Source organism: Acidimicrobiales bacterium, assembly GCA_035294085.1.
Classification (GTDB): domain Bacteria; phylum Actinomycetota; class Acidimicrobiia; order Acidimicrobiales; family Bog-793; genus DATGLP01.
This window is the reverse complement of sequence record DATGLP010000013.1, coordinates 54036-79646: the sequence shown is the minus strand read 5'-3', so window position 1 is coordinate 79646 and position 25611 is coordinate 54036. Positions and strand designations below refer to the sequence as shown.

Genomic DNA, 25611 nt, shown 5'->3' with positions numbered 1-25611 from the left:
AGCGCTCCGCCAGCTCGGCAATCGCCTCGTCGGCATCTTGCACCACTGCCTCGAGCACGGTGAGCTCTACGACGAGAGCCGTGCGTGGCCACCCTCCATCGCGGCGGCCGCTTGACGGCTTCGGGCCGTGGGGTGTCTAGCGGCTCGAGATCGCACCGACCGGGGCGCGCCGCGCCGACGAGCGTCGCCGGCGACGAGGCACGAGCCGGCGCAGGCCGAACGCCGTCACGAGCGCGAGCGCCTCGACCACGGTGTGCAGCGACATCTTCGACGTGCCCTCGACCCGGTCGACGAAGCGGATCGGCACCTCCACGACGCGCGCGCCCGCGCGCAGCGCCCGGTAGGTCATCTCGATCTGGAAGCCGTACCCGTCGGCGCGCACCGAGGCGAGGTCGATCGCACGCAGCACGTCGGCCGCGTAGACGCGAAACCCGGAGGTCGAGTCCTCCACGCCGAGGGCGAGCACGGCCTTCGCGTAGTAGTTCCCGAGCCGGCTGAGCAGACGGCGTGACCACGACCAGTTCGGGATCTCCCCGCCCGCGACGTAGCGGGACCCGACGACCAGCCCCGCGCCGCGCTCGATCGGCGCGACGAGCGCCGGCAGCGCCGCCGGGTCGTGCGAGAAGTCGCTGTCCATCTCCACGAAGGCGTCGTAGCCGCGCGCCAGCCCGAGGGCGAAGCCCGCCCGGTAGGCGGGACCCAGCCCCTCCTTGGCCGGGCGCGACAGCACCTCGATCCCGCCGAGCTCCGCTGCGGCCTTCTCGGCGAGCTCGGCCGTCCCGTCAGGGCTCGAGTCGTCGACGACGAGGACGTCGGCCTCGGGCAGCGCAGCCCGGACCGCCTGGAGGACCTCCGTGATGTTCTCGCGCTCGTTGTAGGTCGGTAGGACGACGAGGACGCGCACCGGGACAACTTAGCTGTCGGGGACGCGAGCGGCTGCGCCGCGCCCGCGAGGGCCCCGGCCGTAGCCGCCTGGACGGGGCCCCCCGTGTCCCGGCGGCAGCGGCTTCCCGCGGCGTTCGAGGCCGGGCGGGAGGGCTGGCGCGCCCGGGCCCGTGCCCGCGAGGGGCGCGGCGGCGCCCGGCGTCCGAGCGCCGCCTCGCGGCGAGACGGTCGCCGCTCCCACGGTCCTCCCCGCCGAGGCCGGTGCGCCCCGCGGTGCACCGCCGCGCCGCACGCTCGTGCCCCCGACGGCGCTCGACGCGCCCAGGGCCGCCACGAGGGCAGCCGCGGCACCCCCGAGCAGCAGGGCCCGCCGTCGCCCCCGAAGCGTGCGCCGAGCGCGCGGCCTCGCGATCACGACGCGCCTCGGCGCCGACGCCGTCGCAACGGAGGTCGCGAGGGAGGAGAGCTGGCGGCGCAGCGCCTCGGCCTCGGGTCGCGAGGCGGGGTCCCGGGCGGTCGCCGCGACGAGCAGCGCCCGCCAGGCCGGCGCGAGGCCGGCGGGCACCTCGGGGTCTCGGACGAGGCGCGCCAGGGCGGCCTCCTGCGCCGCGCCCGGGAAGGCCCGAACGCCCGTCAGCGCCTCGAGGAGGACGAGACCGAGCGCGTAGACGTCGGCTGGCGGGCCGACGGGACCACCCGAGACCTGCTCGGGCGCAAGGTAGGCCGGGGTGCCGAGCGCCACGCCCGTCGTGCCCGTTCGCGGCCGGTCCGCCAGCCACGCGACCCCGAAGTCGGCCAGGCGGGCCCGGCCGGACGCCTCGAGGAGCACGTTGGCTGGCTTGACGTCGCGCTGCACGACCCCTCTGCGGTGGACGTAGCCGAGCGCCGCTGCGACGTCGCAACCGACGGCGGCCGCCTCGCCGGGGGAGAGCGGGCCGTGCCGGAGGCGGGCCGCGAGGGTCGGGCCGTCGACCAGCTCCATGACGAGGAAGACACAGTCGTCGTGGACGCCCGCGTCGAGGGCGGCGACGAGATTCGGGTGCGAGAGGGCGGCGAGCGTCCTCGCCTCGGCGAAGAAGCGAGCCTCGTCCTCCTCCGGCCCCTTCGCGCGCACCTTCACCGCAACCGGACGCTCGAGGCGCAGGTCGAAGGCCCGGTACACGTCGCCCATGCCGCCTCGACCGGCGAGCGCGTCGATCCGGTAGCGCCCGCCGAGCACCCTCGGCGGGTCGGTGCCGCCGTCGAGCACCGCTGCCACCGACCCACTGTGCCCTCGCCGGTTGCGCCCGGGGGTGCCACGGCGGGCGCGTGCCGTCTGCCAAGCTTGGGAAGAGCGACGCGAGACCGGCCGTTAGAACGAGCGAGAGGAGGAACAGGCCATGCAGGACAACGGCAGAAGCGGCATCGACATCCTGGACGAGGCGATCGACGAGCTCCTCGGTCGCTTCGCCGACCAGGCGGTGTCGGTGAGCCGGGTCATCAACCCCCTCCTCGACATCTGGTCCCTCGCCCGCGACGTGCACCCGGAGGTCGCGGCCCCGGTCGAGCGCCTCCTCGTCGCGCTGAACCGGCGCACGCTCACGAGCGCGAAGGAGCTGGCCGCCACCTTGGAGGAGGTGCGCGCCGCGGCGAGGCGGCAGAACCTCGCTGCCGTCTGACGCGGCTCGGCACCCCGGCCGCTCGCGCGAGCGCCGCGGTCGGCGACGGGGACGCCGCGTCTCCCGGCGACGTCGTGCGGACGTGCCAGCATGGTCGGGTGCGCCCCGGCGAGCCGACCTCGAAGCGGCGCGGCTGGCGCTCGCACGTCCCGGCCCCGCTGCGCCACGGCGTCACGGTCTTCCTCGTCCTCCTCGTCGTCGAGTACCTCGTCATCCCCCGCTTCGTCGCGGCCGGCCACGACCTCAACCAGCTCGGGCACCTCAACGTCGCCTGGCTCGTCGCCGGCATCGTCCTCGAGGCCGCCGCGCTCTTCGCCTACGCCCTCCTCACGAAGGTCCTCCTCCCCCCCGGCCCGTCCGTCGCCACGCTCTTCCGGATCGACCTCGCCGGCACGGCGATCGCGCACGTGCTGCCGGGCGGGAGCGCCGGCAGCGCCACCCTCGGCTACCGCCTCCTCACGGCCCAGGGCGTGCGCGGTCAGGACGCGGCGATGGCGATGGCGACCCAGGGCATGGGCTCGGCCGTGGTGCTGAACGTCCTGCTGTGGCTCGCCCTCGTCGTCTCGATCCCCCTCGCGGGGATCCACACGGCCTACGTGGTCGCTGCGCTCCTCGGGATGCTCCTCATCTTGTTCATCGGCGGCCTCGTCTACCTCTTCACGCGCGGGGAGGAGTCGGCGGTGCGCTTCGTGCGCGCGGTGGGCCGCCGCCTGCCGCGCGTCAGCGAGGACCGCCTCGAGGAGCTGGTCCGCCACGTCGGCCAGTCGCTGCGCAACCTCAGCCGCGATCGCGAGACGCTGCGGCGTGCGCTCCTGTTCGCGGCGCTGAACTGGCTGCTCGACGCCGCGTCGCTGTGGACCTTCCTCGCCGCCCTCGACCGCTACGTCAACCCCGTGCTCCTCTTCGTCGCCTACGGCGTCGGCAACGTCCTCGCTGCCATCCCGATCACACCGGGAGGCCTCGGCCTCGTCGAGGCCTCCACGACGGGCCTGCTCATCAGCTTCGGCATCCCGGGCTGGGTCGCGACGCTCGGCGTGATCGGCTGGCGCTTCGTCAACTTCTGGCTGCCGATCCCCGTCGGTGCCGGGGCCTACGTGTCGCTGCGAGTCCAACGGGGACAGCGCCTGCGCCACCCGCACGACGCGATCGCGGCGATGGCGCACGACGCGAAGTCCCCCGCGACCGAGGCGTCGAGCCCCTAGGCCTAGGCGGGCCGGGTGGCGGGCCTGGCGCGACCGGCGCGACCCGCGCCTCGGCCTAGCCGGCTCCGCTCGAGCCCTCGGGCGACGTCGCCACCCCGCCGGCGCGCCGGACGTCCTCGAGCCGGCAGGTCACCCCGAAGGCCCGCTCGAGGAGGTCCTTCTTGCGCTGCGCCATCCATCGCTCGACCTGCGCGTCGCCGGCTCCCCCTGCCCGCACGAGCAGCTCGCCGCGCTCGACGTCGAGCTCGGCGTCGACGGCCTCGACGCGCCCGTCGTGGCTGGCGTCGAGGGCGTCCGCGAGGCGCAGGATCGCCGCAAGCTTGGTCGCCCGGTCCCGGTCCGACGGCCCGAGCGCCGCGAAGGGCTCGAAGCTGGGCCGCGGCGTCCCCCGCACGTGGTAGCGCCCGATGGTCGCGAGGATGCCCACCTCGGCCGGCGAGAGCCCCCGCAGACCACCGTGCTCGACGAGGTAGGCGGTGTGACGGTCGTGGCCGGCACGGCTCACGTGCTCACCGACGTCGTGCACGAGCGCGCCGAGCTCGAGCAGCTCGCGCTCGGCTGCCTGCAGGCCGTACGCCGGAGCCAGCACGTCGAACAGCTGGAGCGCCAGGGTGGCGACCTGGCGCGCGTGCCGCTCGCACCACCCCGAGCGCCGGCAGAGCGCGAGCGCCGAGGACCAGCGGATGTCCTGCGGGTCCGACCCGGTCGGCTCCAGGCCGTGGCGACGCATCGTCTCGAGGACGATCCCCTCGCGAAGGGCCCAGTCGCTCACCGTGAGCGACTCGAGGCCCGTGCGCTCGAGCACCTCCTCGAGCACGACCACGCCGGCGGGCAGGAGCTCCGCACGCCGCGCGTCGCAGCCAGGAAGGCGGCTTCGAGCCGCGCACGTGCGCGACAGCACCTCGCCGGCCAGGCGCTCGAGGGCGGGGCGCGCCACGCTGAGCTGGTTCACCGTCCGGGGCAGCACCCCGTCGCGCAGCGCCGCGGCCATCCGGGCGATGGCGACGAGCGTGCCCGAGGAGCCGATGCACTGGCGCGGCTCGTGGCCGGCCACCGCCGGGATCACCGCCGAGAGCTCGTCCGCGACGTGGCGGCGCAGGCGGGCCAGCTCCTCCTGCGACGGCGGATCGCTCGCGAGGAACCTCGCCGTGAGCCGCCCCACGCCGAGCGGCAGGCTCGCGGCGTACGAGAGCTCGGACTGGTCGCCGACCATGAGCTCCAAGCTGCCGCCCCCGAGGTCGATCGCCACCGCGGGGCTCGGGTCGACGACGACGCTGGCGCGGATCGCGCCGAAGATGAGCTCCGCCTCGCGCACGCCGTCGATGACCTCGACGGCCAGTCCGAGGTCGCGCGCCCGCTCGACCAGCTCGGCCCCGTCGGCTGCGTCGCGAACGGCCGACGTGGCGAGGGCCACGACCTCGTCGGCGCGCTGCGCCTCCGCCAGCGCCTTGAAGCGCGCCAGCGTCTCGAGGGCGCGCTCGATCGCGCGCGCCCCGATCGCCCCGCGGCGCGCGACGGCGTCGCCGAGGCGCAGCACCTCCTTCTCGCGTACGAGCGGCGAGAAGGTCCCGTCCCGCTGGACCTCGACGACGAGGAGGTGGAACGAGTTCGAGCCGAGGTCGAGCGCGGCGATGCGCACCGGCGCTAGGCGGTGGTCTCCGGCGAACGCCGCCGGCGCGCCCGCTCGAGGGCGAGCTCCTGCAGGCCGCGCTGGGCGGAGATCCCGGCCCGAGTCGGGACGCGCGACCACCCGCCGGTCGCCGAGAGCTCCCACGAGGAGGTGTCGTCGGCGAGGTCGAGCCGCAGGATGTCCTCGAGGCGCGCGCACAGGTCGGGGTCGCGTACCGGGACGACCGCCTCGATGCGCCGATCCAGGTTGCGCTCCATGAGGTCAGCCGAGCCGATGAAGTAGCGCGCACCCGGCCCCGGAGCGACGGGGGCGTCGCTCGCCTGCACGGCGCAGGCGGCAACCTGGGCCGGCGAGGGCACGCCGAAGCGGAAGATGCGCGAGTGCTCGAGGAAGCGGCCCACGATCGACCGGACGCTCACGTGCTCGGAGAGGCCGGGAACGCCGGGCCGCAGCGAGCACACGCCGCGCACGACGAGCTCGACCCGCACCTTGGCCTGCGAGGCCCGGTAGAGGGCGTCGATGACCTCCGGATCGCTCAGCCCGTTCGCCTTGATGGCGATGCGCCCGGACTCCCCGCGCTCGGTCTCGGCCGCGATCTGCTCGAGGAGGAACGGGCGCAGCGCGCGCGGCGCGAGGACGAGGGCGCGCGTCTCGATCGGGCGAGAGAAGCCGGTGAGGTGGTTGAACAGGTCGCTCAGGTCGGCGCCGACGTCGGGGGCCGCCGTGAGCAGCCCGAGGTCCTCGTAGACGCGCGCGGTGTCGGAGTTGTAGTTGCCCGTGCCGATGTGGCAGTAGCGGCGGATGCCGTCCTCCTCGCGGCGCACCACGAGCGCCGTCTTCGAGTGCGTCTTGAGGCCGACGAGCCCGTAGACGACGTGCACGCCGGCCTGCTCGAGCTGGCGCGCCCAGGCGATGTTGCGCTTCTCGTCGAAGCGCGCCTTCACCTCGACGAGCGCCGCGACCTGCTTGCCGGACTCGGCGGCGGCGGCGAGGGCGGAGACGAAGGGTGCGTCCCCCGAGGTCCGGTACAGCGTCTGCTTGATCGCGAGCACGTCGGGGTCGGAGGCCGCCTGCGAGATGAACGCCTCGACCGACGAGGCGAACGAGTCGTAGGGGTGGTGGACGAGGACGTCGCGCTCGCGGATCGCTGCGAACAGGTCGGCGCGCTCGTCGCCGGCGGTGGCGAGGCGCGGCGGCGTCGTCGGGGTCCACGCGGGCTCCTGGAGGTCGGGGCGGTCCAGGCCGGTGAGGCACCACAGCTGGCCGAGGTCGAGGGGTGCGTCGCTCGCGTAGACGTCCTCGGAGCCGAGCTCGAGCTCGCGCACCAGGAGCTCGAGGATCTCCGGGGGCGTGGCCGGGTCGATCTCGAGGCGCACGGCACGGCCGAAGCGGCGCCGCCGCAGCTCGAGCTCCACCGCTTCGAGCAGGTCGTCGGCCTCGTCCTCGTCGAGCTCGAAGTCGGCGTTGCGCGTGACGCGGAAGGGGACGTGCGCGCCGATCCTCATCTCGGGGAAGAGCCGGTCGAGGTGCGCGGCGATGACCTGCTCGAGCGGCACGAACTGCGCCTGCCCGCGCAGCGGCACGAAGCGCGGCAGCAGCGGCGGCACCTTCACGCGCGCGAAGCGGCGCTCGCGCGTCGCCGGATCCTCGACGAGGACCGCGAGGTTGAGCGACAGGTTCGAGATGTAGGGGAACGGGTGGCCCGGGTCCACCGCGAGCGGCGTGAGCACCGGGAAGATGTCGCGGTCGAAGATCGCGGCCAGCTCGCGCTTCGCGTGCTCGTCGAGGGTCTCGAAGTCGGCGACCTCGATCCCGGCCCGCTCGAGCGCGGGCCGCAGGCGGTCGGTGAAGATCGCTGCCTGGCGCTCGACGAGCGCGAGCACGTAGTCGCGCACCCCGCGCAGCTGCTCGAGGGGGGTGCGGCCGTCGGGCGACGCCCGCCGCAGCCCGGCCGCTGCCTGGCCCTTCAGGCCGGCGACGCGCACCTGGAAGAACTCGTCGAGGCCGTTCGAGAAGATGGCGAGGAACTTCACCCGCTCGAGCAGCGGCGTGGCCTCGTCCTCGGCGAGCTCGAGGAGGCGGGCCGCGAAGTCGAGCCACGAGAGCTCACGGTTCAGGAAGCGGGCAGGCCCGAAGTCCTCCACCTTGGCCTGCTCGGGCTGGCCCTCGACGGTCGGCGCGACCTCGCCGAGCAGCTCGCGCGCCCGTCGCGCACGCAGGTCCTCCACGCCCGCAACGCTACTGCCAGGGCCTGCGGCCCGCGCTCAGCTAGCGTCGACGCGTGGCCGCCGGGACACGAGGGATGCCGAGGGCACGACGACGCAGCGAGCTGGGCCTCCTGCTCGTCGGGGCGATCACCGTCGTCTCGGCGCTCCTCCTGCTCTCCCTGTCGCGCACGAGCCGCCTGCCCGCCGACCTCGCGCCCTTCGCCGGCACGGCGCTCGCGATCATCGTCGTGCTGCAGCTCGTCCACCGCCGGATCGCACCGCACGCGGACCCGGTGCTCGTCCCGGTCGCTCTCGTCCTCAACGGCATCGGCTACGTCATGATCGACCGGGTCGACCCCGCGGCCGCCGGGCAGCAGCTCGCCTGGACGCTCGTCGGCCTCGGCGTGTACGTCGCGGTCCTCGCCGCCCTGCGTCGCTCGCGCGACCTCGAGCGCTACCGCTACCTCCTCGCCGTCCTCGCCCTCGTCCTCCTCGTCTCGCCGCTCGCCCCGCTCGTCGGCGAGAACATCAACGGCGCGCGGCTGTGGGTGCACCTCGGCTCGATGGAGTTCCAGCCCGTCGAGGTGGCCAAGCTCCTCCTCGTCGTCTTCTTCGCCTCCTACTTCGTCGAGAAGCGCGAGCTCCTCACGATCCCGACGCGCCGGATCGGCGACCGCCTCGCCCCGGATCTGCGCGCCTTCGGCCCGGTCGCCGTCGCAGGGGTCGTGTCCCTCCTCGTCATCCTCGCCGAGCACGACATCGGCTTCTCCCTCATCCTCTTCGTCGTCTTCCTCGCCATGATCTGGGTCGCGACCGGCCGCTGGACGTACCTCGCGATCGGGCTCGCCGCCTTCGCGGTCGGGACCTTCCTCGCCAGCCACCTCCTCGGCCAGGTGAACGAGCGGATCGAGCTCTGGCTCGACCCCTGGCGCTACATGACCGGGCCCCAGCTCGGCTACCAGCCGGTGCAGGGCGAGATCGCCTTCGGCCGCGGCGGGCTCTTCGGGACGGGGCTCGGCCTCGGCCTCGGCGCCGGCGTCATCCCCTACGCGACGAGCGACTTCGTCTTCGCCGTGATCGGCGAGGAGCTCGGCCTCGTGGGCACGGCGGCCGTCCTCGTCGCCTACCTCCTCCTCGTCGGCAGCGGACTACGCGCCGCGCTGCGCGCCCGGTCCGAGTTCGCCCGGCTCGTGGCGGTCGGCCTCACGGCCACTCTCGGCTTCCAGTCCTTCTTCATCATGGCCGGCGTCGTCCGCCTGCTCCCGCTCACCGGGGTGACCCTGCCGTTCGTCTCCTACGGCGGGTCGTCCCTCGTGGCGAACTACGCCCTCCTCGCCCTCGTGATGCGGATCTCCGACGAGGGCAATCAGCCCGCCGTTCCGCCGAGGCCAGCGGCCTCGAGCACCGAGGGCGCGGCGGTCATGGGCGCCGGCACGCGCTGACGCAGCGCCAGCGCCACGCCGTCGGAGAGCCGGCACGCGACGGTGTGGGCACCGGTCGGCCCGGAGACGACGAGCTCGGCGCTGTAGGAGCGGCCCCGCACCGCCACGACGCGCACGGTCTCGACGGTCATCCCGGCGAGCTCGAGCAGCTGGACGAACAGCTCGTGGGTGAGCGGGCGTGGCGTCGGCAGGCCGCGCGCCGCGTAGGCGATCGCCACGCCCTCGGCCATCCCGATCGGGACCTCGAGGCGCCGCCAGGGGGCGTCGGCCTCCTCGAGCACGAGGAGCGGGTGCGGGCTCGGCAGGTCGAGCCGCACCTCGAGGAAGCGCAGCGGCACGTACGGCGCCGGCGTGCCGGCGCCGTCGTGCGTCGGCGCACCGACTCCGAGCGCGCCCCCCTCGCCGGGCGCGCCGTCCGGATCCGTGCTCATCGCCTGCTCACCGCATCAGGTGGCGGCGGATCTCGACGTTCGCCACGAGGCCGACGGCGGCGAAGAACGCGAGGAGGGCCGAGCCGCCGTAGGAGATGAAGGGGAGCGGGATGCCCGTGATCGGCATGATGCCGACGTTCATGCCGACGTTCTGGAACACGGAGAAGACGACGAAGGCGAGGCAGCCGGCGCACAGGAGGCGGCCGACCGTGTCGCGTGCCTTCTGGGTGGCCCGGAAGATCCGCAGCACCATCACGGCGAACAGGCCGAGGACCGCCGCAGACCCGACGAAGCCGAGCTGCTCGCCGATCGCGGAGAAGATGAAGTCGGCGTACTGGACGGGCACGAAGCCGAGGTTCGTCACCTGGCCGTTGAACAGCCCCGCCCCGCGCAGCCCGCCGGCGCCGATCGCCGTCTTCGCCTGGATGAGCTCGTAGCCGGAGGACCCGAGGTCCTGGTTGGGGTGGAGGAAGCTCTCGAGCCGCTGCAGCTGGTACCCGTGGAGGAGGTGCAGTCCGAGGATCGCCGCGACGGCCGCGACGCCGAGCGCCGCGATGCCCACGAGGTAGCGCCCGCGGACACCGGCGAACACGAGGAGGACGTAGAAGACGACGACCGTGACGATGGTCGTGCCGAGGTCGGGCTGCTTGTAGACGAGGAGCATCGGGACGAGCGCGAGCCCGAAGAGCGCCGCCAGCTGCTTCGGCCCGAGCTGGCCGCCGTGGCGGTCCACGTAGACGGCGGTAGCGACGACGACGGCGAGGACGCCGAACTCCGAGGGCTGGAGGTGGAGCGGGCCGAAGCCGATCCAGCGTTGGGCGGAGTCCGCGCTCGCCACGCCCGTGCCGGCCGAGACGTGCCGCCCGACGGCGAGCACGGCGAGGAGGGACGCGACGACGAGGCCGTAGACGACGTAGCCCCACTCCTCGAGCCGGCGGTAGTCGACGAACATGCACACCGCCATGACGACGACGCCGAGCGCCGCGTAGACGATCTGGCGCTTGAGGAAGTAGGTGGGGTCCGCCGGGTAGATCCCCCGGGTCGCCGAGTAGACCATGACGAGGCCGACGAGGGTGAGCACGAGGGTCGAGGCCACGAGGACGACGTCGACGTGGCGCAGCGTCGCGACGAGGCCTCCCTGCTCGCGCCGGGAGCGGATGCGGCTCCCGCGCTCGAGCAGGTGGACCGCCACGCTCGGCAAGAATACTGGCCGTGGGGGCGCCGACGGCTTCGACCGGCTACATCGAGGAGCTCCTGCGCGCCTTCGGCGTACCGGAGGCGAGCGCGCACCACGTCCAGGACCTGCTGCTGCGGCCGGTCACGGTCCTCCTCTTCCTCGGCGCCACGATCCTCGCCTCCCACCTCGGGGCACGCCTCATCCGCCGCGGCCTCGCGCGCGTGCGCGACCGCACGGCGCGCGGGCGCGATCCGTCCCAGGCCAGCCGCGTCGACACCGTGCGGCGCATCCTCGCGAACGCCTGGCGCGTCGCGGTGTGGGTCGTCGGCGGCATCTCGATCCTCTCCGTGCTCGGCGTCAACCTCGCCCCGTTCCTCGCGGGCGCGACGGTGATCGGCGCGACGATCGGCTTCGGCGCCCAGTCGCTCGTGCGCGACTTCCTCTCGGGCTTCCTCCTCCTCGTCGAGGACCAGTACCGCATCGGCGACGTCATCGCCGTCGGCGACCTGAGCGGCGTCGTGGACGAGGTCTCGCTTCGCGTCACGCGCCTGCACGCCGAGGACGGCACGATCTGGTACGTTCCGAACGGCGAGATCCGCAAGCTCGGGAACAGCTCCCGCAGCTTCGGGCGCGCCCTCGTGCGGGCCACCATCTCGCCGCAGGCTCCCGTGTCGGGCGCGATCGCGCTCATCGAGCGCGCCGCGGCGGAGGCGCTCGCCCGCCCGGAGGTCTCGGCGCGCGCGCTGTCGGGCGCGCGAGTCCTCGGGGTCTCGGACCTCTCGGCGGCCGGGATCGCGATCGACGTCGAGGTGCGCACCGCGCCGCTCGCCGCGGAGGAGGTGGCCCGGCCACTGCGGGCGGCGATCACCGAAGCCCTCGCCGCGGCAGGGATGCTGGCTACCCCCTGAGCGCGCTCAGCGCTCGCCGCCGATCGCCTCCCACATCGCTCGGACGGGCGCCTCCTCGCCGGTGAAGAGCTCGAACTGCCGGGCCGCCTGGTGCACGAGCATGCCGAGGCCGTTGCGCGCCGTCGCCCCGGCGGCGCGTGCCGCCTCGAGGAAGGGCGTCGTCGGCGGGTCGTACACGAGCTCGAGCGCGAGCTGGCCCGGGGCGAGGCGCCGCCCGAGCGACGCGGCCTCGTTCGCGCCGCCGGCCGCGTGCATCCCGAGCGGCGTCGCCTTCACGACGAGGTCGACCTCGGCGAGCGCCTCGGGCGGCGCGACGCTGCCGGCCGGGCCGGCGAGGGCTGCCGCGGCCTCGGCCCGCTCGCGGCTGCGGTTCACGACGACCACCTGGCGCGCCCCTGCGTCGGCCAGCGCGAGCACCGCGGCGCGTGCGGCTCCCCCGGCCCCGAGCACCGCGCACCGGGCGCCTTCGGGGCGGAACCCCCACGCCGCGGCCAGGTCGGCGAGGAGCCCCTCCCCGTCGGTGCTCTCGGCGATGGCGACGCCCGAGCGGAACACGATGGTGTTGGCAGCGCCGAGGCGCTCGACCGTGGGGCTCACCTGGTCGGCGGCGCGCGCCGCGGCGTCCTTGTCCGGCATCGTCACCGCGAGCCCGCCGAACCCGCTGGCACGCGCTCCTCGGACGACCTCGGCGACGTCGCGGGCGGCCACGGTGAAGGCGACGAAGGTCCAGTCGAGGCCGAGCGCCGCGTAGGCGCCGTTGTGCAGCGCGGGCGAGAGCGAGTGCGCGATGGGGTCACCGATCACGGCGGCGACCCGAGTCGACGCCCCCGGCGCGCCGCGGGCGCGCACCGGGCCCTCGCGCCTCACGCTGCCGGACCTCCGGCGTCGAGGAAGCGCTGGAGCACGACCGCGGCGGCGAGCGCGTCGACCGGCCGGCGCGCCCCGGGCGACCGCCGACGGCGACCGCCCGAGCGCCTCCCCACCACCTCGCCCCGCACGGCGGCGCGCGCCTCGACGGTCCGGCGCGTCGCCTCGCGCGTGCTCAGGCGCTCGTCGAGCGGCACGACCGGCACGGCGAGCGCGGCGGCGAGCGCGTCGAGCTCGGCCCGCACCGCGCGCGCCGCCGGGCCCTCCCGGCCGTCGAGACCGAGGGGGAGACCGACGACGACGAGCCCCGCCTCGAGCTCGTCGACGAGACCGGCGATCCGCCGGTGGTCCTCGCCGACGTCGCCGCAGCGCTCGAGCACGCCTCGCGGCAGCGCCAGGCGGCGCGCCGCGTCCGAGACGGCGACGCCGATGCGACGGGTGCCGAGGTCGAGCGCCAGGACGCGCCCGGGCCGAGCCGCTTCCCGCTCCGGCGCGTGCACCTCGGTGTCAGCCCCCCCCGAGGCGCTCCCGGAGCAGCGCCAGCGCGGCGTCGATGCCCCGCACGTCACGACCACCGGCCGTGGCGACCTCGGGCGAGCCGCCGCCGCCCCCGCCGACCACCGCCGCGGCCGCTCGGGCCGGCTCGCGCGCGTCGATGCCGCTCGTGGCCGTCACCGCGACGACGAGCGCGGCGCGCTCGCCGTCGGGCGAGCCGGCGAGCGCGACCGCCTCGATGCCCGGCTCGTTGCGAACGGCGAGGGCGAGCTCGCGAAGCTCGCTCGGCTCGAGGTCGTCGCGACGCGCCACGACCCGGCCCGCGGCGGCGGTGCGCGCGAGTGCGCTCGCCTCGGCGGCGCGCCGCGCCGCCCGCAGTGCCCGCACCTCCTCCTCGAGCGCCCGCTCCCGCTCGAGGAGCCGGGCGACCGCGGCGGGCACCTCGGCCGGGGCCGCCCGCAGCGCGGCGGCCGCCTGCCCGAGCAGGGACTCGACGCGTCGGGCCTCGGCGAGCGCGCGCTCGCCGGTCACCGCCTCGATGCGCCGCGTGTTCGCCCCGATCGAGCTCTCCGAGAGGATCTTGAACGGCCCGATCATCCCGAGGGCCGAGACGTGGGTCCCGCCGCACAGCTCGATCGACACGTCGTCGGCCTGGACGACGCGCACCACGTCCCCGTACTTCTCGCCGAAGAACGCGATCGCGCCCCGCTCCTCCGCCTCGGCGCGCGACGTCTCGAAGGTGCGCACCGGCGCATCCGTGAGGACCGCGGCGTTGACGAAGTCCTCGACCCGCACGACCTCCTCGTCGCGAAGCGGGGCGAAGTGGCTGAAGTCGAAGCGCAGCCGGTCCGGGGCGACGAGCGATCCCTGCTGCTTCGCGTGCTCCCCGAGCTCCCGGCGGAGCGCGGCGTGCAGCAGGTGCGTCGCGGTGTGGTTGCGCCGGATGGCGTCGCGACGGCCGACGTCGACGGTCGCGACGACCTCCGCGCCCTCGTGCAGCTCGCCCGCCTCCAGGTAGCCCGTGTGGCGGGTGAGGCCCTCGATCGCCTGGGTCGTGTCGAGCACCCGCAGACGCCCGTTCGGGCCCTCGATCACCCCGGTGTCGCCGACCTGCCCGCCGCCCTCCGCGTAGAAGGGGGTCGTGTCGAGGACCACGTCGACCAGGCGCCTGCCCGGCGGAACCCGCTCCCCGTCGACGTTCGCGAAGCTCGACGCGTCCGCCCGCTCGCGCAGCGCCAGCACCCGCGCACGCTGCTCGGTCCGCTCGTAGCCGACGAACCGGGTGGCGCCGAAGGTGGCGAGCACCTCCTGCCAGCGCCAGCGGTCCTCGTCCTCGGGGGCCCCGGAGCGAGCGGCCTCGCGCGCTCGGCCCCGCTGGGCGGCCATCTCCGCCGCGAAGCCCGCCTCGTCGACCTCCATGCCCCGCGCTCGCGCCAGCTCGCGCGTGAGATCGATCGGGAACCCGTAGGTGTCGTGCAGACGGAAGGCGACCTCGCCGCGCACCTTCTCGCCCCCGGTGGCCAGCTCCTGCTCGATGAGCGCCGTCCCCGAGCGCAGGGTCCGCCGGAAGGCCTCCTCCTCGTGGGCGACGACGGTCTCGACGAGCGAGGCGTCCCGCGCCAGCTTGGGGTAGGCCCCCGCCATCGTCGCGACGACCGCCGCGCACAGCGCGGGCGTCACGGGCGACGTGACGCCGAGCTGGTGGGCGCGCAGCACCGCCCGACGGATGACCCGGCGCAGCACGTAGCCGCGCCCGTCGTTCGACGGGAACACGCCGTCGGAGATGAGGAAGGTGATCGCGCGGGCGTGGTCGGCGAGGATGCGCAGCGCCACGTCGGCGGCCTCGCTCGCCCCGGGGACCTGGCCGGTGACCCGCGCCGCCTCGGTGACGACCGGCGCGATGACGTCGGTCTCGAAGATGGACCCGACCCCCTGGAGCACGGCCAGCAGGCGCTCCAGGCCCGCGCCCGTGTCGATGCTCTTCCTCGGCAGCTCGGTGAGCGACCCGTCGGGATGGCGCTCGAACTGCATGAAGACGAGGTTCCAGATCTCGACGAAGCGGTCCGGTCCACCCTTGGCGGGGCCGCCCCCCTCCCCGAAGGCCTCGCCCTTGTCGAAGTAGATCTCCGAGCACGGGCCGCACGGCCCGGTCTCGCCCATGCGCCAGAAGTTGTCCTCGCCCATCGCCTGGATCCGCTCGAGCGGAATGCCCGCGACGTCGTGCCAGATCGCCGCGGCGTCCTCGTCGGACTCGTGGACCGTCACCCACAGCCGCTCCTGCTCGAGGCCGAGCACATCGCCGACGAACTGCGCGGCGTAGGCGATGGCGTCCTCCTTGAAGTAGTCGCCGAAGCTGAAGTTCCCGAGCATCTCGAAGAACGTGCTGTGGCGCGCCGTCGTGCCGACGAGCTCGATGTCGACCGTGCGGAAGCACGGCTGTATCGTCGTCGCCCGGGGAACGGGCGGCGGCACGCTGCCCTCGAAGTACGGCTTGAAGGGCACCATCCCGGCGATCGTGAAGAGGATCGACGGGTCGTGCGGGATGAGCCCCGCGGCCGGCAGCGCCGCGTGCCCGCGCTCGACGAAGAAGCGCGTGAACGCCTCGCGCAGCCCCGCCGCGTCCTTCATCGGCCCTCCTCCACGACCCGGTCCGGCGCGCCCTCGCGCAGCCGCTCGAGCCGCTCGGCGACCTCGGCCTCGGCGCCGTGGGGCGACGGGACGTAGTAGCGGCGACCGGCGAGCGCCTCTGGCAGGTGGGCTGCGGGGACGTACCCCCGGGGGTCGTCGTGAGGATACTCGTAGCCGACGCCGTGGCCGAGCGCCGCCGCGCCCGCGTAGTGCGCGTCCCGCAGCCTCGCCGGTACCGGCGCGAGCGGACCGCTCGCCACGTCTGCCTGGGCGGCCCACAGCGCCGCCGCGCACCGGTTCGACTTCGGCGCGCTGGCGAGGTGCACGGTCGCCTGCGCGAGACCGAGGGCGCCCTCCGGGAGCCCGACGCGCTCCACCGCCGTCGCGGCGGCGACCGCGACGACGAGCGCGCTCGGGTCCGCCATGCCGACCTCCTCGCTCGCCGCGATGACGAGGCGGCGTGCGACGAAGCGTGGGTCCTCGCCCGCGGCGAGCAGGCGCGCCAGCCAGTAGAGGGCGGCGTCGGGGTCCGAGCCCCGGATCGACTTGACGAAGGCGCTCGTCAGGTCGTAGTGCTCGTCGCGCCCGTGGCCCAGCACGCGCGTCTGGCGTGCCGCCTCGACGTCCGCGACCTCGACGACCCGCCGACCGCGGCTCGCCGCCACGGCGACGGCCACCTCGACGGTCGTGAGCGCGGCGCGCCCGTCGCCTCCGGCGAGGCGGGCGCAGCGCTCGCACGCCTCGGGGGTCATCTCGGCGCCCTCGCAGGCGAGCGCACGCCCGATGAGCTCGCGCACGTCCTCGAGGCCGAGCGGCTCGAAGCGCCACAGCGTCGCGCGCGACAGCAGCGGCGCCGCGAGGCTGAAGAACGGGTTCTCCGTCGTCGCCCCGACGAGCACGACGGTGCCGGCCTCGACCCCCGGCAGCAGGGCGTCCTGCTGGGCGCGGCTGAAGTGGTGGACCTCGTCGAGGAACAGGATCGTGCCGCGCCCCTCCGCGCCGAGCCGGTGCCGTGCGCGCTCGAGCACCTCGCGCACCTCGCGCACGCCGGCGCTCACCGCCGACATCGACACGAAGGCCTTCTCGCTCGCGCGCGCCGCGAGTTCGGCGACGGTCGTCTTGCCGCTCCCGGGGGGACCGAAGAAGACCGCCGAGCCGAGGCGGTCCGCCTCGATGAGCGCGCGCAGCGGCGCGCCCTCGGCGAGCAGGTGCCGCTGGCCGACGACCTCGTCGAGGCGACGCGGGCGGAGGCGGGTGGCGAGTGGCCCACGCCGCGCCAGCTCGGCCTCGGCGGCCGCGTCGAACAGGTCGGGCGAGCCCGTCACGGCCCTCAGCCCGGCGGGCGCCGGCCCGTGACGACCCGGAGGGACAGCTCGGCGAGCTCGCGCTCGCCGAGCGGCTTGGGCGCCCCGGTCATGAGGTCCGCACCCGACCCCGTCTTCGGGAAGGCGATGACCTCGCGGATGTTCTCCTCCCCGGCGAGGAGCGCGACGAGCCGGTCGAGGCCGACCGCGAAGCCGCCGTGCGGCGGAGCGCCGTAGCGGAAGGCCTCGAGGAGGAAGCCGAAACGGCGCTCGGCCTCCTCCTCGCCCACGCCGAGCGCGGCGAAGACCCGCCGCTGGACGTCGGCGCGGTGGATCCGCATGCTCCCCGAGCCGAGCTCCCAGCCGTTCAGCACGAGGTCGTAGGACTGCGCGCGCACCGACAGCGGGTCGTCCTCGAGCGCGTCGAGGTCGTCCGGGTGCGGCATCGTGAACGGATGGTGGGCGGCCACCGGCCGACCCTGCTCGTCGAGGCCCTCGAACAGCGGGAAGTCGACCACCCAGCAGAACCGCAGCGGCCCCTCGCCGATCGGCGGACGGCCGAGATCGAGGCGCAGCTGGCCGAGCACCTCGCAGGCACGCCGGTGCTCGCCCGCGACGACGAGGACGAGGTCGCCGGCGAGCGCGCCCGTCTCGGCGATGATCCCGTCGCGCTCGGCGCGGCTCAGGTGCCTCGCGACCGGCGCGTCGAGGTCGACCCGCCCGTCCGACTCGACGGCGCGCAGCCACACGAGACCCTCGGCGCCGAGCGAGCGCGCCCGGTTCGTGAGCGCGTCGAGGCGCGACCGGGCGAGGTCGCCCGCCTTCTCCACGCGGATCGCCTTCACGGCGGGCGCGCGCAGCGCTCGCAGCTGCGTCGACGCGAGCACGGCGGTCAGGTCGACGAGGGTCATCGAGAACCGGAGGTCGGGCTTGTCGGTGCCGTAGCGGTCGAGCGCCTCGAGCCACGTCAGCCTCTCGATCGGTGGTGGCGGCTCGCCGGTCGCGGCCTCCGTCGCGGCGAGCACCGCCTCACCGACGAACGCCCAGATGTCCTCCTGGCCGACGAAGGACGCCTCGACGTCGAGCTGGGTGAACTCGAACTGCCGGTCGGCCCGCAGGTCCTCGTCGCGCAGGCAGCGGGCGATCTGGTAGTAGCGGTCGATCCCGCCCACCATCGCCAGCTGCTTCGCGAGCTGCGGGCTCTGCGGCAGGACGTAGAACGAGCCGGGCTGAAGCCTCGAGGGCACGGCGAACTCACGCGCCCCCTCGGGGGTCGGCGTCCACAGGAGCGGCGTCTCGACCTCGACGAAGCCCTGGCGCTCCATCGCGGCGCGCAGGGCCGCGTTGACCCGGGCACGCAGGCGGAGGTTCCTCTGCAGCCGCTCGGTGCGCAGGTCGAGGAAGCGGTAGCGCAGGCGGAGCGCCTCGTCGGTCTCGGCCCGCGCGTCGAGGCTGAACGGCAGCGGCTCGGCCGGCGAGAGGACCTCGACCTCGCAGTCGGCGAGCTCCACCTCGCCCGTCGGCAGCGCCGGGTTCTCCGTGCCGGCAGGCCGGCGACGCACGGTGCCGGTCACGCGCACGACGTACTCGGCGCGCAGCGCGTGCGCGCCGTCGACGACGCACTGGACGACGCCGGTGTGGTCGCGCACGTCGAGGAAGACGAGGTGCTCGCCGTGCGCGCGCCGGCGGGCCACCCACCCGCACACGGTCACCGCGCGCCCGACGTCCTCGGCGCGCAGCGTCCCGCAGTAGGCGCTGCGCAGGCCGCGCGCGACGGGGCCGGGCGCGCTCATGCCAGCCACGCGGCCACCGCCTCGGCGAGGCCGCTGCGCGCCAGACGCTCCTGGTGGCCTGCCTGCGGGCCACGCAGCACCCGCAGCGTCACCGCCCCCGCCGCGGCCTCCTCCGGCCCGACGATGAGCGCGAGGCGCGCCCCGGCGCGATCGGCCAGCCGCAGCTGCGCCTTGAGGGAACGGCCGTCGAAGGCGCGCTCGCAGCCGATCCCCGCCCGGCGCAGCTCGTGCGTGAGGTCGCGCGCCACCGAGCCTCCCGCCACGTCGGCCACGAACACCGTGACCGGGGACGGGCGGGAGGGCAGCACCCCCTCTGCGTCGCACGCGAGCAGGAGGCGCTCGATGCCGCTCGCGAACCCGATCCCCGGCGTCGGCCTGCCGCCGAGCAGCTCCGCGAGCCCGTCGTAGCGGCCGCCGCCCCCGATGGCGTCCTGGGCCGCCTCGAGGGCGAGGCTCGAGAACTCGAAGGTGGTGCGCGTGTAGTAGTCGAAGCCGCGCACGAGGAAGTCGTCCTCCTTGTAGGCGATGCCGAGGGCGTCGAGCCCTGCGCAGACGCGGGCCAGGTGCGCTGCACAGGGCTCGCACAGGGCGTGGCGCAGCCGCGGCGCGCCCTCGCGAACCTGCCTGCAGCTCGGGCGCTTGCAGTCGAGGACGCGCAGCGGGTTCTCGCGATAGCGCGCGGCGTGCTCCGCGCACAGCGCCCCCTCGTGCGCCGCGAGGTACGACCGCAGCGCCGTCCGGTAGGCGGGCAGGCACGCGCCGTCGCCCATCGAGCTCACGCGCAGCTCGACGCGCTCGAGCCCGAGCGAGGAGAAGAAGCCGGCGAGGAGCGCGATCACCTCGACGTCGAGGTCGGGGTCCGCGCTCCCGATCGCCTCCACGCCGAGCTGGTGGTGCTGACGGTAGCGGCCGGCCTGGGGGCGCTCGTAGCGGAACGCGGGCGTCACGTACCACGCCTTCCACACCGTGGGCGGCTGGTGCTCGATGAAGGCCCGCACGACGGGGGCGGTTCCCTCGGGCCGCAGCGCGAGGAGGCGACCCCCCTTGTCCTCGAACTCGTACATCTCCTTCCGCACGATCTCCGACGACTCGCCCATGCCGCGGCGGAAGACGCCGACGTCCTCGAAGAGCGGGGAGACGACGAGGCCGTAGCCGGCCAGCTCCACGACCCGTGCGAAGCGCGCGACGACCTCCTCGAGGCGCCCGCTCTCGGGCGGGAGGATGTCGCGGGTGCCCGACGGCGCCTGGAAGCGCGTCACCGCGTCGCGCGCGCGGGAGCCGAGCGGCGACCGGGCAGCACCCGGTAGGCGTCGTACACCCCCTCGAGCTGGCGCAACGCCGAGAGCACGGACTCGAGGTGCGCGCCGTCCGCGAGCTCGCACTCGAAGCGCATGCTCGCCACCCTATCCTCTGTGACCTGGGTGGACGAGGCGACGATGCCGAGGTGGTGCTCGGCGAGGACGCGGGCCACGTCGGCGAGGAGCTGCGAGCGGTCGAGCGCCTTCAGCGCGATCGCGGCGACGAACATCCCGCTTCGCGCCTCGTCCCACTCCACCTCGATCAGGCGCTCGCGGTCGGCGCTGCGGAGCGCCAGCGCGTTCACGCAGTCCTCGCGATGCACCGAGACGCCGCGTCCGCGCGTGACGAAGCCGACGATGCTGTCGCCCGGCACCGGCGTGCAGCAGCGAGAGAGGCGCACCATGACGTCGTCGAGTCCCTCGACGTACACGCCGGTGCCGCTTCGTCGCACCGAGGGACGGCGCGGCTGGAGGACCGTCGTCGGAAGCTGCACCTCGTCGCCGGCCAGCTGGCGCTGCAGGCGCTGGACGACCCCCCGCGACGAGCAGTGGCCCGCGCCGATGGCGGCGTGCAGCGCGTCGAGGTCCGGGTAGCCCATCGCCGCTGCCACCTCGGCGAGCGCGCTCGAGCTCGCCAGGCGCTGCACGGGGAGGCCCTCGCGCCGCAGCTCCTTGGCCAGCTCGTCTCGGCCCGCCTCGATGGCGTCTTCCCGGCGCTCGCGCGAGAACCACTGGCGGATCTTGCTGCGCGCCCGCGGCGAGGCGACGATCTTCAGCCAGTCCTGCGACGGTCCGGCGGTGGGCACCTTCGAGGTGATGATCTCCACGGTGTCGCCCGACTGGAGCTTCGCGTCGAGGGGCACGAGCCGGCCGTTCACGCGCGCGCCGACGCAGTGGTGGCCGACCTCGGTGTGGATCGCGTAGGCGAAGTCGATCGGCGTCGAGCCCGCGGGGAGCGTGACGATGGCCCCCTTGGGGGTGAAGACGTAGACCTCGTCCTGCTCGAGGTCGAGCTTCAGCGTCTCGAGGAACTCGATCGGATCGGGGGTGTCCCGCTCCCAGTCGACGAGGCGCTGGAGCCAGGCGATGTCGTCGGCGGGACGTGCCGAGTCGCGACGCTTCGCCTCCTCCTTGTAGCCCCAGTGCGCCGCGATCCCGTACTCGGCCCGCCGGTGCATCTCGTGCGTGCGGATCTGGATCTCGAGGGGCTTGCCGTGCGGCCCGACGACGGTCGTGTGCAGCGACTGGTAGAGGTTGAACTTCGGCGAGTTGATGTAGTCCTTGAACCGGCCCTGGACGGGCGCCCAGAGCGCGTGCACGGAGCCGAGCGCCGCCCAGCAGTCCTTCTCGGTCGGGACGATGATCCGGATGCCGACGAGGTCGTAGATCTCGTCGAACTCCTTGCCGCGCAGCACCATCTTCTCGTAGATGCTCCAGAGGTGCTTCGGTCGGCCCGTGACGACGGCGTCGATCGACAGGGCCTCGAGCCGGGCGCGCAGCACCTCGACCACCTCGGCGAGCTCGACCTCCCGTCTCGGCGCGCGCGTCGCCACCATCTGGGCGATCTCCGCGTAGCGCTTCGCGTGCAGCGTCTTGAAGGCGAGGTCCTCGAGCTGCCACTTGATCTCCTGGATCCCGAGGCGGTGCGCGAGCGGCGCGAAGATGTCGAGCGTCTGCTCGGCCGTGCGCCGCTGCTTCCACTGCGGCATGGCGTCGAGCGTGCGCATGTTGTGGAGCCGGTCGGCGAGCTTGATCACGAGGACGCGCCAGTCCTTCGCCATCGCGACGAGCATCTTGCGGACGGTGGCGGCCTGCTGCGCCTCCTTGGATGAGAAGCTGAGCCGGTCGAGCTTCGTCACGCCGTCGACGATGGCCGCGACCTCCGGGCCGAAGGACGCCTCGATCTCCTCGAGGGAGACCTCCGTGTCCTCGACGACGTCGTGGAGGAGCGCCGCCGCCGCGCTCGTCGCGTCCAGCCCGAGGGCGGCGACGATCATCGCCACCGCGAGCGAGTGCCTGACGTACGGCTCGCCCGACAGGCGGAACTGGCCCTCGTGCGCCCGCTCGGCGAGCGCGTACGCCCGCTCGACGATCGAGACCTCCTGGCCCGGATGGTGCGCCTCGAGGAGCGCGAGGAGACCCTCGAAGCTCGGCTCGACGGTGGTGTCCGCGCCGCCGCGGACGGCGACGCCCTCGTCGCTCAGCGGGTCGACGACGGCCATACGCCAGGGTACCGCCGCTGCCGACCAGACGGGGCGCTCGCACTACGATGGCCCTGCCCGCCGTGACCACCCAGCCCGGACTCGACGGCCCGACGCCCCCCAGCGCCGCGGCCACCTGGCAGCGCCCCGTGCGGCGCGGCCCCGCCCTCTTCGTCGTGGGGCTCGCTGCGTTCGTGGCGCTCGCCGGCGGCCTGGCCGGCGCCCTCGCCGGCGGACCCGGGCGAAGCGCCGGCGGCCCGGTCGTCGCGCGGGCCGACGGGATCGCGGCGGTGGCCGCGGCGCCGATCCTGCGGCCGATCCGCTCGCCCGACGAGCCTCCCGCGAACGTGCTCGCTGCGCTCGTCGTGCCGGCGGGCGCCACGGTCACCGGCACGACCCGCCAGGACGGCGGTGTCGGGCTCTACGACCGCACGATCACCTTCGCCGTGAAGCAGGACGCGCGCGCCCTCGTCGACTTCTACCGCACCGAGCTGCGCGCCGCCCACTGGTCGCTCGTCGGCGTCACGGCCGCGACCGACGGCTCCACCCTCATCCTGGCCACCCACGCCGGAGCCGACGGCTACGAGTGGGAGGCCGGGGTGCGGGTTACGCCCCGCAACCCCCTCGTCAGCCCCGCCCTCGCCGGCGACGGCACCGGCCCGACGAGCTCGCTCTCCCTGCGGCTCCTCGCCGTCGACGACCTCGGCTGAGCGAGCACCGGCCAGGCCGCGAGGGCCGGGCGCTCGGGCACCGTGCGTAGGAAGAAGCTCCAGACGAGCAGGTTCACGGGGTAGATGAAGTAGCCGAAGCGCGTCGCCGGCGCGAGGAGCGTCGCGACGCTCAGCGCGAGGGCGCTGAGCCGCGCCACGTCGGCCGGGTCCCGGGGCCGGAGCCGGGCGAGCGCGCCGAGGACGATGGCGAGCACCGCGACGGCGAGGAGGATCGTGACGAGCCGGCGCTCGTGCGGGAGGGCGTTCGCCAGCACTTGGCCGACCATCGGGCTCGCCGCGGGCGACGCGACGCGTGCCAGGCCGAGCGGGAAGCGAACCACGTTCACGAGGAACGCCCGCGGATCTGGGACCAGCCCGGCCGCGAGGACGGGCACGAGCACGCCGAGCGCCGCCGTCGCGTACCGGGCGCGGGCCGGCCGGTCGGTCGCGTCGCGCACGACGAGCCCGAGCAGCACGAGCAGCGGCCACGCGGTGAGCTTCAGGGCGCCGGCGCAGCCGAGCGCGAGGCCCGCGAGCACCGGGTGCCGACGCGTCGCGAGGACGAGCCCGAGCAGCATCAGCGCGAGCACGGGGAGGTCGTCCCCCCCGGTGACGAGCGGGAGCGCGCCCGAGGGGAGGACCACGAGGAACTGCAGCGCCCGCCCCCGCTGGCTGGCCGGCGCGCCGCTCAGGCCGAGGGCCGCGGCGGCGACGGCGAGGGTGAAGGCGAGGAAGCTCATCCGGGCATCGGTGACGGGCGAGGGGGCGTGGAGCGCGTTGAGGAGGCCGAACGGCACCATGCCGGGCAGGTAGGGGAAGAAGGTGCTCTCGTCGACCGCCCTGGCGTCGCTCGACGGTGCGACCCCGACCGATCGCGGCGACGCGAGGTACGGGTCGTGGCTGCTGGCGAGCCGGTCGCCGGCGCGCTCGATCACGGCGACCTCCGGCTGGGCGTGGGGCCCGGGCCGCGCCGCGGCGCGCCAGGCGAGCTGCGCACCGAGAGGAATCGCGAGGGCGCCGACGAAGACGGCGACGAGGAGGACGCGGCGCGCGACGCGAAGGGCGCGAGGTCCCAGCCGGCCCCGGCGTGCGACGCCGGCGGCGACGGCGCCCAGCACGGCCGCGAGCGCGTAGGCGACCGCTGCCATCTCGCCCCACGACCGGTAGTCGCCGCCGGCGGCCGTCGCGACGGTCGTGAGGGCGTAGACGGCGGACGCGAAGTACAAGAACGCGTCCTGCGCGATCCCGGGCGCCGCGCCCCAGCGACGGCCGAGGTCGTAGAGCCGGGCGCGCACGGCGTGATGGTAGCCCCGCGCCTCCGCCGAGCCGGGCACCGTCGACCGGGTCCGGCACCGTCGGCCGGACCCGGCGCCGCCCCTCAGCGGTTCGGCTGCGGCGTGTAGCGCAGGTAGGGCTTGACGGCCCTGAAGCCCTTCGGGAACCGCTGCTTGGCCTCGTCGTCGGAGATCGCCGTGGCGATGATGACGTCCTCGCCGTCGTTCCAGTTGACCGGCGTGGACACCGAGTACTGCGAGGTCAGCTGGAGCGAGTCGAGGACGCGCAGGATCTCCTGGAAGTTCCGGCCCGTGGACGCGGGGTAGGTGATGGTGAGCTTGATCTTCTTGTCCGGACCGATGATGAAGACCGATCGCACCGTGAGCGTGTCGTTCGCGTTCGGGTGGATCATCCCGTACAGGTCGGCGACCTTGCGCTCCGGGTCGCCGATCAGCGGGTAGTTGAGGGCGTGGCCGGTCGCGTCCTTGATGTCCTGCGCCCAGTCCCTGTGGGAGGAGACCGGGTCGACGGACAGGCCGAGCACCTTCGTGTTGCGCTTGTCGAACTCGCCCTTCAGCCGCGCGACCTCGCCGAGCTCGGTCGTGCAGACGGGCGTGAAGTCGGCGGGGTGGGAGAAGAGGATGCCCCAGCTGTCGCCGAGGTACTCGTAGAGGTGGATCGGACCCTCCGTCGAGTCGGCGGTGAAGTCAGGGGCGGGGTCGCCGAGCTGCAGTGCCATGGGGTTCTCCTCGTCGTCGCTGTCGTGTCGTCGCCGTCCGATCTTACCGGCGGGCGCGCCGAATGTCGACTTCGTGGGTCGGATTTCTGGCCCGGCGCGCAGCGCCGCCCGCTCACGCCGCTCCCGGACCCGGCGCCAGGCGAACCAGCCGACGAGGAGGAGCGCGGCTGCGGCGATGAGCGCCGTCGAGGCCGTCCCCGCGGCGCGCAGCACCTTCTCGTAGCCGGTGCCGACGGCGTAGCCGGCGAGCGTGAAGCCGGCGCCCCACACGATCCCGCCCGCGGCGTTCGCCAGCGCGAAGCGGGGGTACGACAGCCCCGACAGGCCAGCGATGCCCGGGACGAGGGCGCGGAACACCGCGGTGAAGCGGCCGAGGAACACCGCGACCGGCCCGCGTCGCTGCAGGAAGCGGCGCGAGCGCTCGACGTTCGGGTTCGCCCGGAGCGGGCGCAGCTGCAGCAGCCGCGGACCGAGGTGCCGGCCGACCTCGTAGCCGACGGTGTCGCCCGCGATCGCGCACGCCACGACGAGCGTCACCATCGCCGGCAGTGACACGTGGTGCTCGGCCGCCAGCACCCCGCCGAGGACGACCGCCGTCTCGCCGGGGATCACGAAGCCGAGGAAGATCGCGGCCTCCCCGAAGCAGAGCGCTCCGACCAGCACGTAGGCTTCCCAGCCACCGAGGCCGAGGATCGGGTGGAGCAGGGTGTTGACCACGGTGCGCACGAGTGTACGAGCAGGCCCAGGTCCCGCCGCGCGCC

Annotated in this window: 19 protein-coding genes; 4 read left to right on the top strand and 15 right to left on the bottom strand. The window is 74.6% G+C overall.

Going from position 1 to position 25611, the window contains the following annotated elements:
• Nucleotides 1-136: 136 nt before the first annotated feature.
• Together VKV23_04900 and VKV23_04895 are read right to left on the bottom strand one after the other, a co-directional pair.
• Nucleotides 137-904: a polyprenol monophosphomannose synthase gene (locus VKV23_04900; GenBank protein HLI15376.1), complete on the bottom strand. Its 768-nt coding sequence runs from the start codon at nt 902-904 to the stop codon at nt 137-139.
• 9 nt (nt 905-913) lie between these two features.
• A complete protein-coding gene (locus VKV23_04895; GenBank protein HLI15375.1) occupies nt 914-2143 on the bottom strand; it encodes a serine/threonine-protein kinase in 1230 nt (409 codons plus the stop codon).
• Nucleotides 2144-2264: 121 nt separating this feature from the next.
• Here VKV23_04895 and VKV23_04890 point away from each other — a divergent pair, with 121 nt between their 5' ends.
• Nucleotides 2265-2543: a hypothetical protein gene (locus tag VKV23_04890; protein ID HLI15374.1), complete on the top strand. Its 279-nt coding sequence runs from the start codon at nt 2265-2267 to the stop codon at nt 2541-2543.
• 98 nt (nt 2544-2641) lie between these two features.
• Nucleotides 2642-3745, top strand: coding sequence for a lysylphosphatidylglycerol synthase transmembrane domain-containing protein (locus VKV23_04885; GenBank protein HLI15373.1), 1104 nt, complete (start codon nt 2642-2644; stop codon nt 3743-3745).
• A gap of 55 nt (nt 3746-3800) precedes the next feature.
• Here the strand turns inward: VKV23_04885 and VKV23_04880 are convergent, their stop codons facing one another.
• The gene (locus VKV23_04880) at nt 3801-5384 is read right to left on the bottom strand and encodes a Ppx/GppA phosphatase family protein (protein HLI15372.1); all 1584 of its coding nucleotides are present in this window, start codon (nt 5382-5384) and stop codon (nt 3801-3803) included.
• Nucleotides 5385-5389: 5 nt separating this feature from the next.
• On the bottom strand, nt 5390-7603 hold the full coding sequence (gene ppk1, locus VKV23_04875; protein HLI15371.1) for a polyphosphate kinase 1: 2214 nt from the start codon (nt 7601-7603) through the stop codon (nt 5390-5392).
• 53 nt (nt 7604-7656) lie between these two features.
• Between ppk1 and VKV23_04870 the strand changes: the two genes are divergently transcribed.
• Entirely contained in the window at nt 7657-9024 is a 1368-nt protein-coding gene (locus VKV23_04870; GenBank protein HLI15370.1) for an FtsW/RodA/SpoVE family cell cycle protein, read from the top strand.
• Here VKV23_04870 and VKV23_04865 read toward each other — a convergent pair.
• Together VKV23_04865 and rodA are read right to left on the bottom strand one after the other, a co-directional pair.
• Entirely contained in the window at nt 8949-9455 is a 507-nt protein-coding gene (locus VKV23_04865; protein HLI15369.1) for a bifunctional nuclease family protein, read from the bottom strand. The genes VKV23_04870 and VKV23_04865 overlap by 76 nt on opposite strands.
• Nucleotides 9456-9462: 7 nt before the next feature.
• Entirely contained in the window at nt 9463-10647 is a 1185-nt protein-coding gene (gene rodA / locus VKV23_04860) for a rod shape-determining protein RodA (protein ID HLI15368.1), read from the bottom strand.
• Nucleotides 10648-10667: 20 nt separating this feature from the next.
• Between rodA and VKV23_04855 the strand changes: the two genes are divergently transcribed.
• Nucleotides 10668-11540, top strand: coding sequence for a mechanosensitive ion channel domain-containing protein (locus VKV23_04855; GenBank protein HLI15367.1), 873 nt, complete (start codon nt 10668-10670; stop codon nt 11538-11540).
• Nucleotides 11541-11546: 6 nt separating this feature from the next.
• Here the strand turns inward: VKV23_04855 and aroE are convergent, their stop codons facing one another.
• The 9 genes from aroE to VKV23_04810 all read right to left on the bottom strand — a co-directional run bounded on the left by aroE (nt 11547) and on the right by VKV23_04810 (nt 25576).
• Complete coding sequence (gene aroE / locus VKV23_04850) at nt 11547-12407, bottom strand: shikimate dehydrogenase (protein ID HLI15366.1); 861 nt, start codon at nt 12405-12407, stop codon at nt 11547-11549.
• Nucleotides 12404-12907: a Holliday junction resolvase RuvX gene (ruvX, locus tag VKV23_04845; protein ID HLI15365.1), complete on the bottom strand. Its 504-nt coding sequence runs from the start codon at nt 12905-12907 to the stop codon at nt 12404-12406. Before ruvX ends, aroE begins: the two co-directional genes overlap by 4 nt.
• A 7-nt stretch (nt 12908-12914) precedes the next feature.
• A complete protein-coding gene (gene alaS / locus VKV23_04840; protein ID HLI15364.1) occupies nt 12915-15530 on the bottom strand; it encodes an alanine--tRNA ligase in 2616 nt (871 codons plus the stop codon).
• The gene (locus tag VKV23_04835; protein ID HLI15363.1) at nt 15527-16855 is read right to left on the bottom strand and encodes a replication-associated recombination protein A; all 1329 of its coding nucleotides are present in this window, start codon (nt 16853-16855) and stop codon (nt 15527-15529) included. Before VKV23_04835 ends, alaS begins: the two co-directional genes overlap by 4 nt.
• A 5-nt stretch (nt 16856-16860) precedes the next feature.
• The gene (gene aspS, locus VKV23_04830; GenBank protein ID HLI15362.1) at nt 16861-18627 is read right to left on the bottom strand and encodes an aspartate--tRNA ligase; all 1767 of its coding nucleotides are present in this window, start codon (nt 18625-18627) and stop codon (nt 16861-16863) included.
• The gene (gene hisS / locus VKV23_04825; GenBank protein ID HLI15361.1) at nt 18624-19886 is read right to left on the bottom strand and encodes a histidine--tRNA ligase; all 1263 of its coding nucleotides are present in this window, start codon (nt 19884-19886) and stop codon (nt 18624-18626) included. The genes aspS and hisS overlap by 4 nt, the downstream gene beginning before the upstream one ends.
• The gene (locus tag VKV23_04820; protein ID HLI15360.1) at nt 19883-22147 is read right to left on the bottom strand and encodes a bifunctional (p)ppGpp synthetase/guanosine-3',5'-bis(diphosphate) 3'-pyrophosphohydrolase; all 2265 of its coding nucleotides are present in this window, start codon (nt 22145-22147) and stop codon (nt 19883-19885) included. Before VKV23_04820 ends, hisS begins: the two co-directional genes overlap by 4 nt.
• Before the next feature lie 559 nt (nt 22148-22706).
• The gene (locus VKV23_04815; protein ID HLI15359.1) at nt 22707-24131 is read right to left on the bottom strand and encodes a glycosyltransferase 87 family protein; all 1425 of its coding nucleotides are present in this window, start codon (nt 24129-24131) and stop codon (nt 22707-22709) included.
• Nucleotides 24132-24214: 83 nt separating this feature from the next.
• A complete protein-coding gene (locus tag VKV23_04810; protein HLI15358.1) occupies nt 24215-25576 on the bottom strand; it encodes a redoxin domain-containing protein in 1362 nt (453 codons plus the stop codon).
• Nucleotides 25577-25611 lie beyond the last annotated feature (35 nt).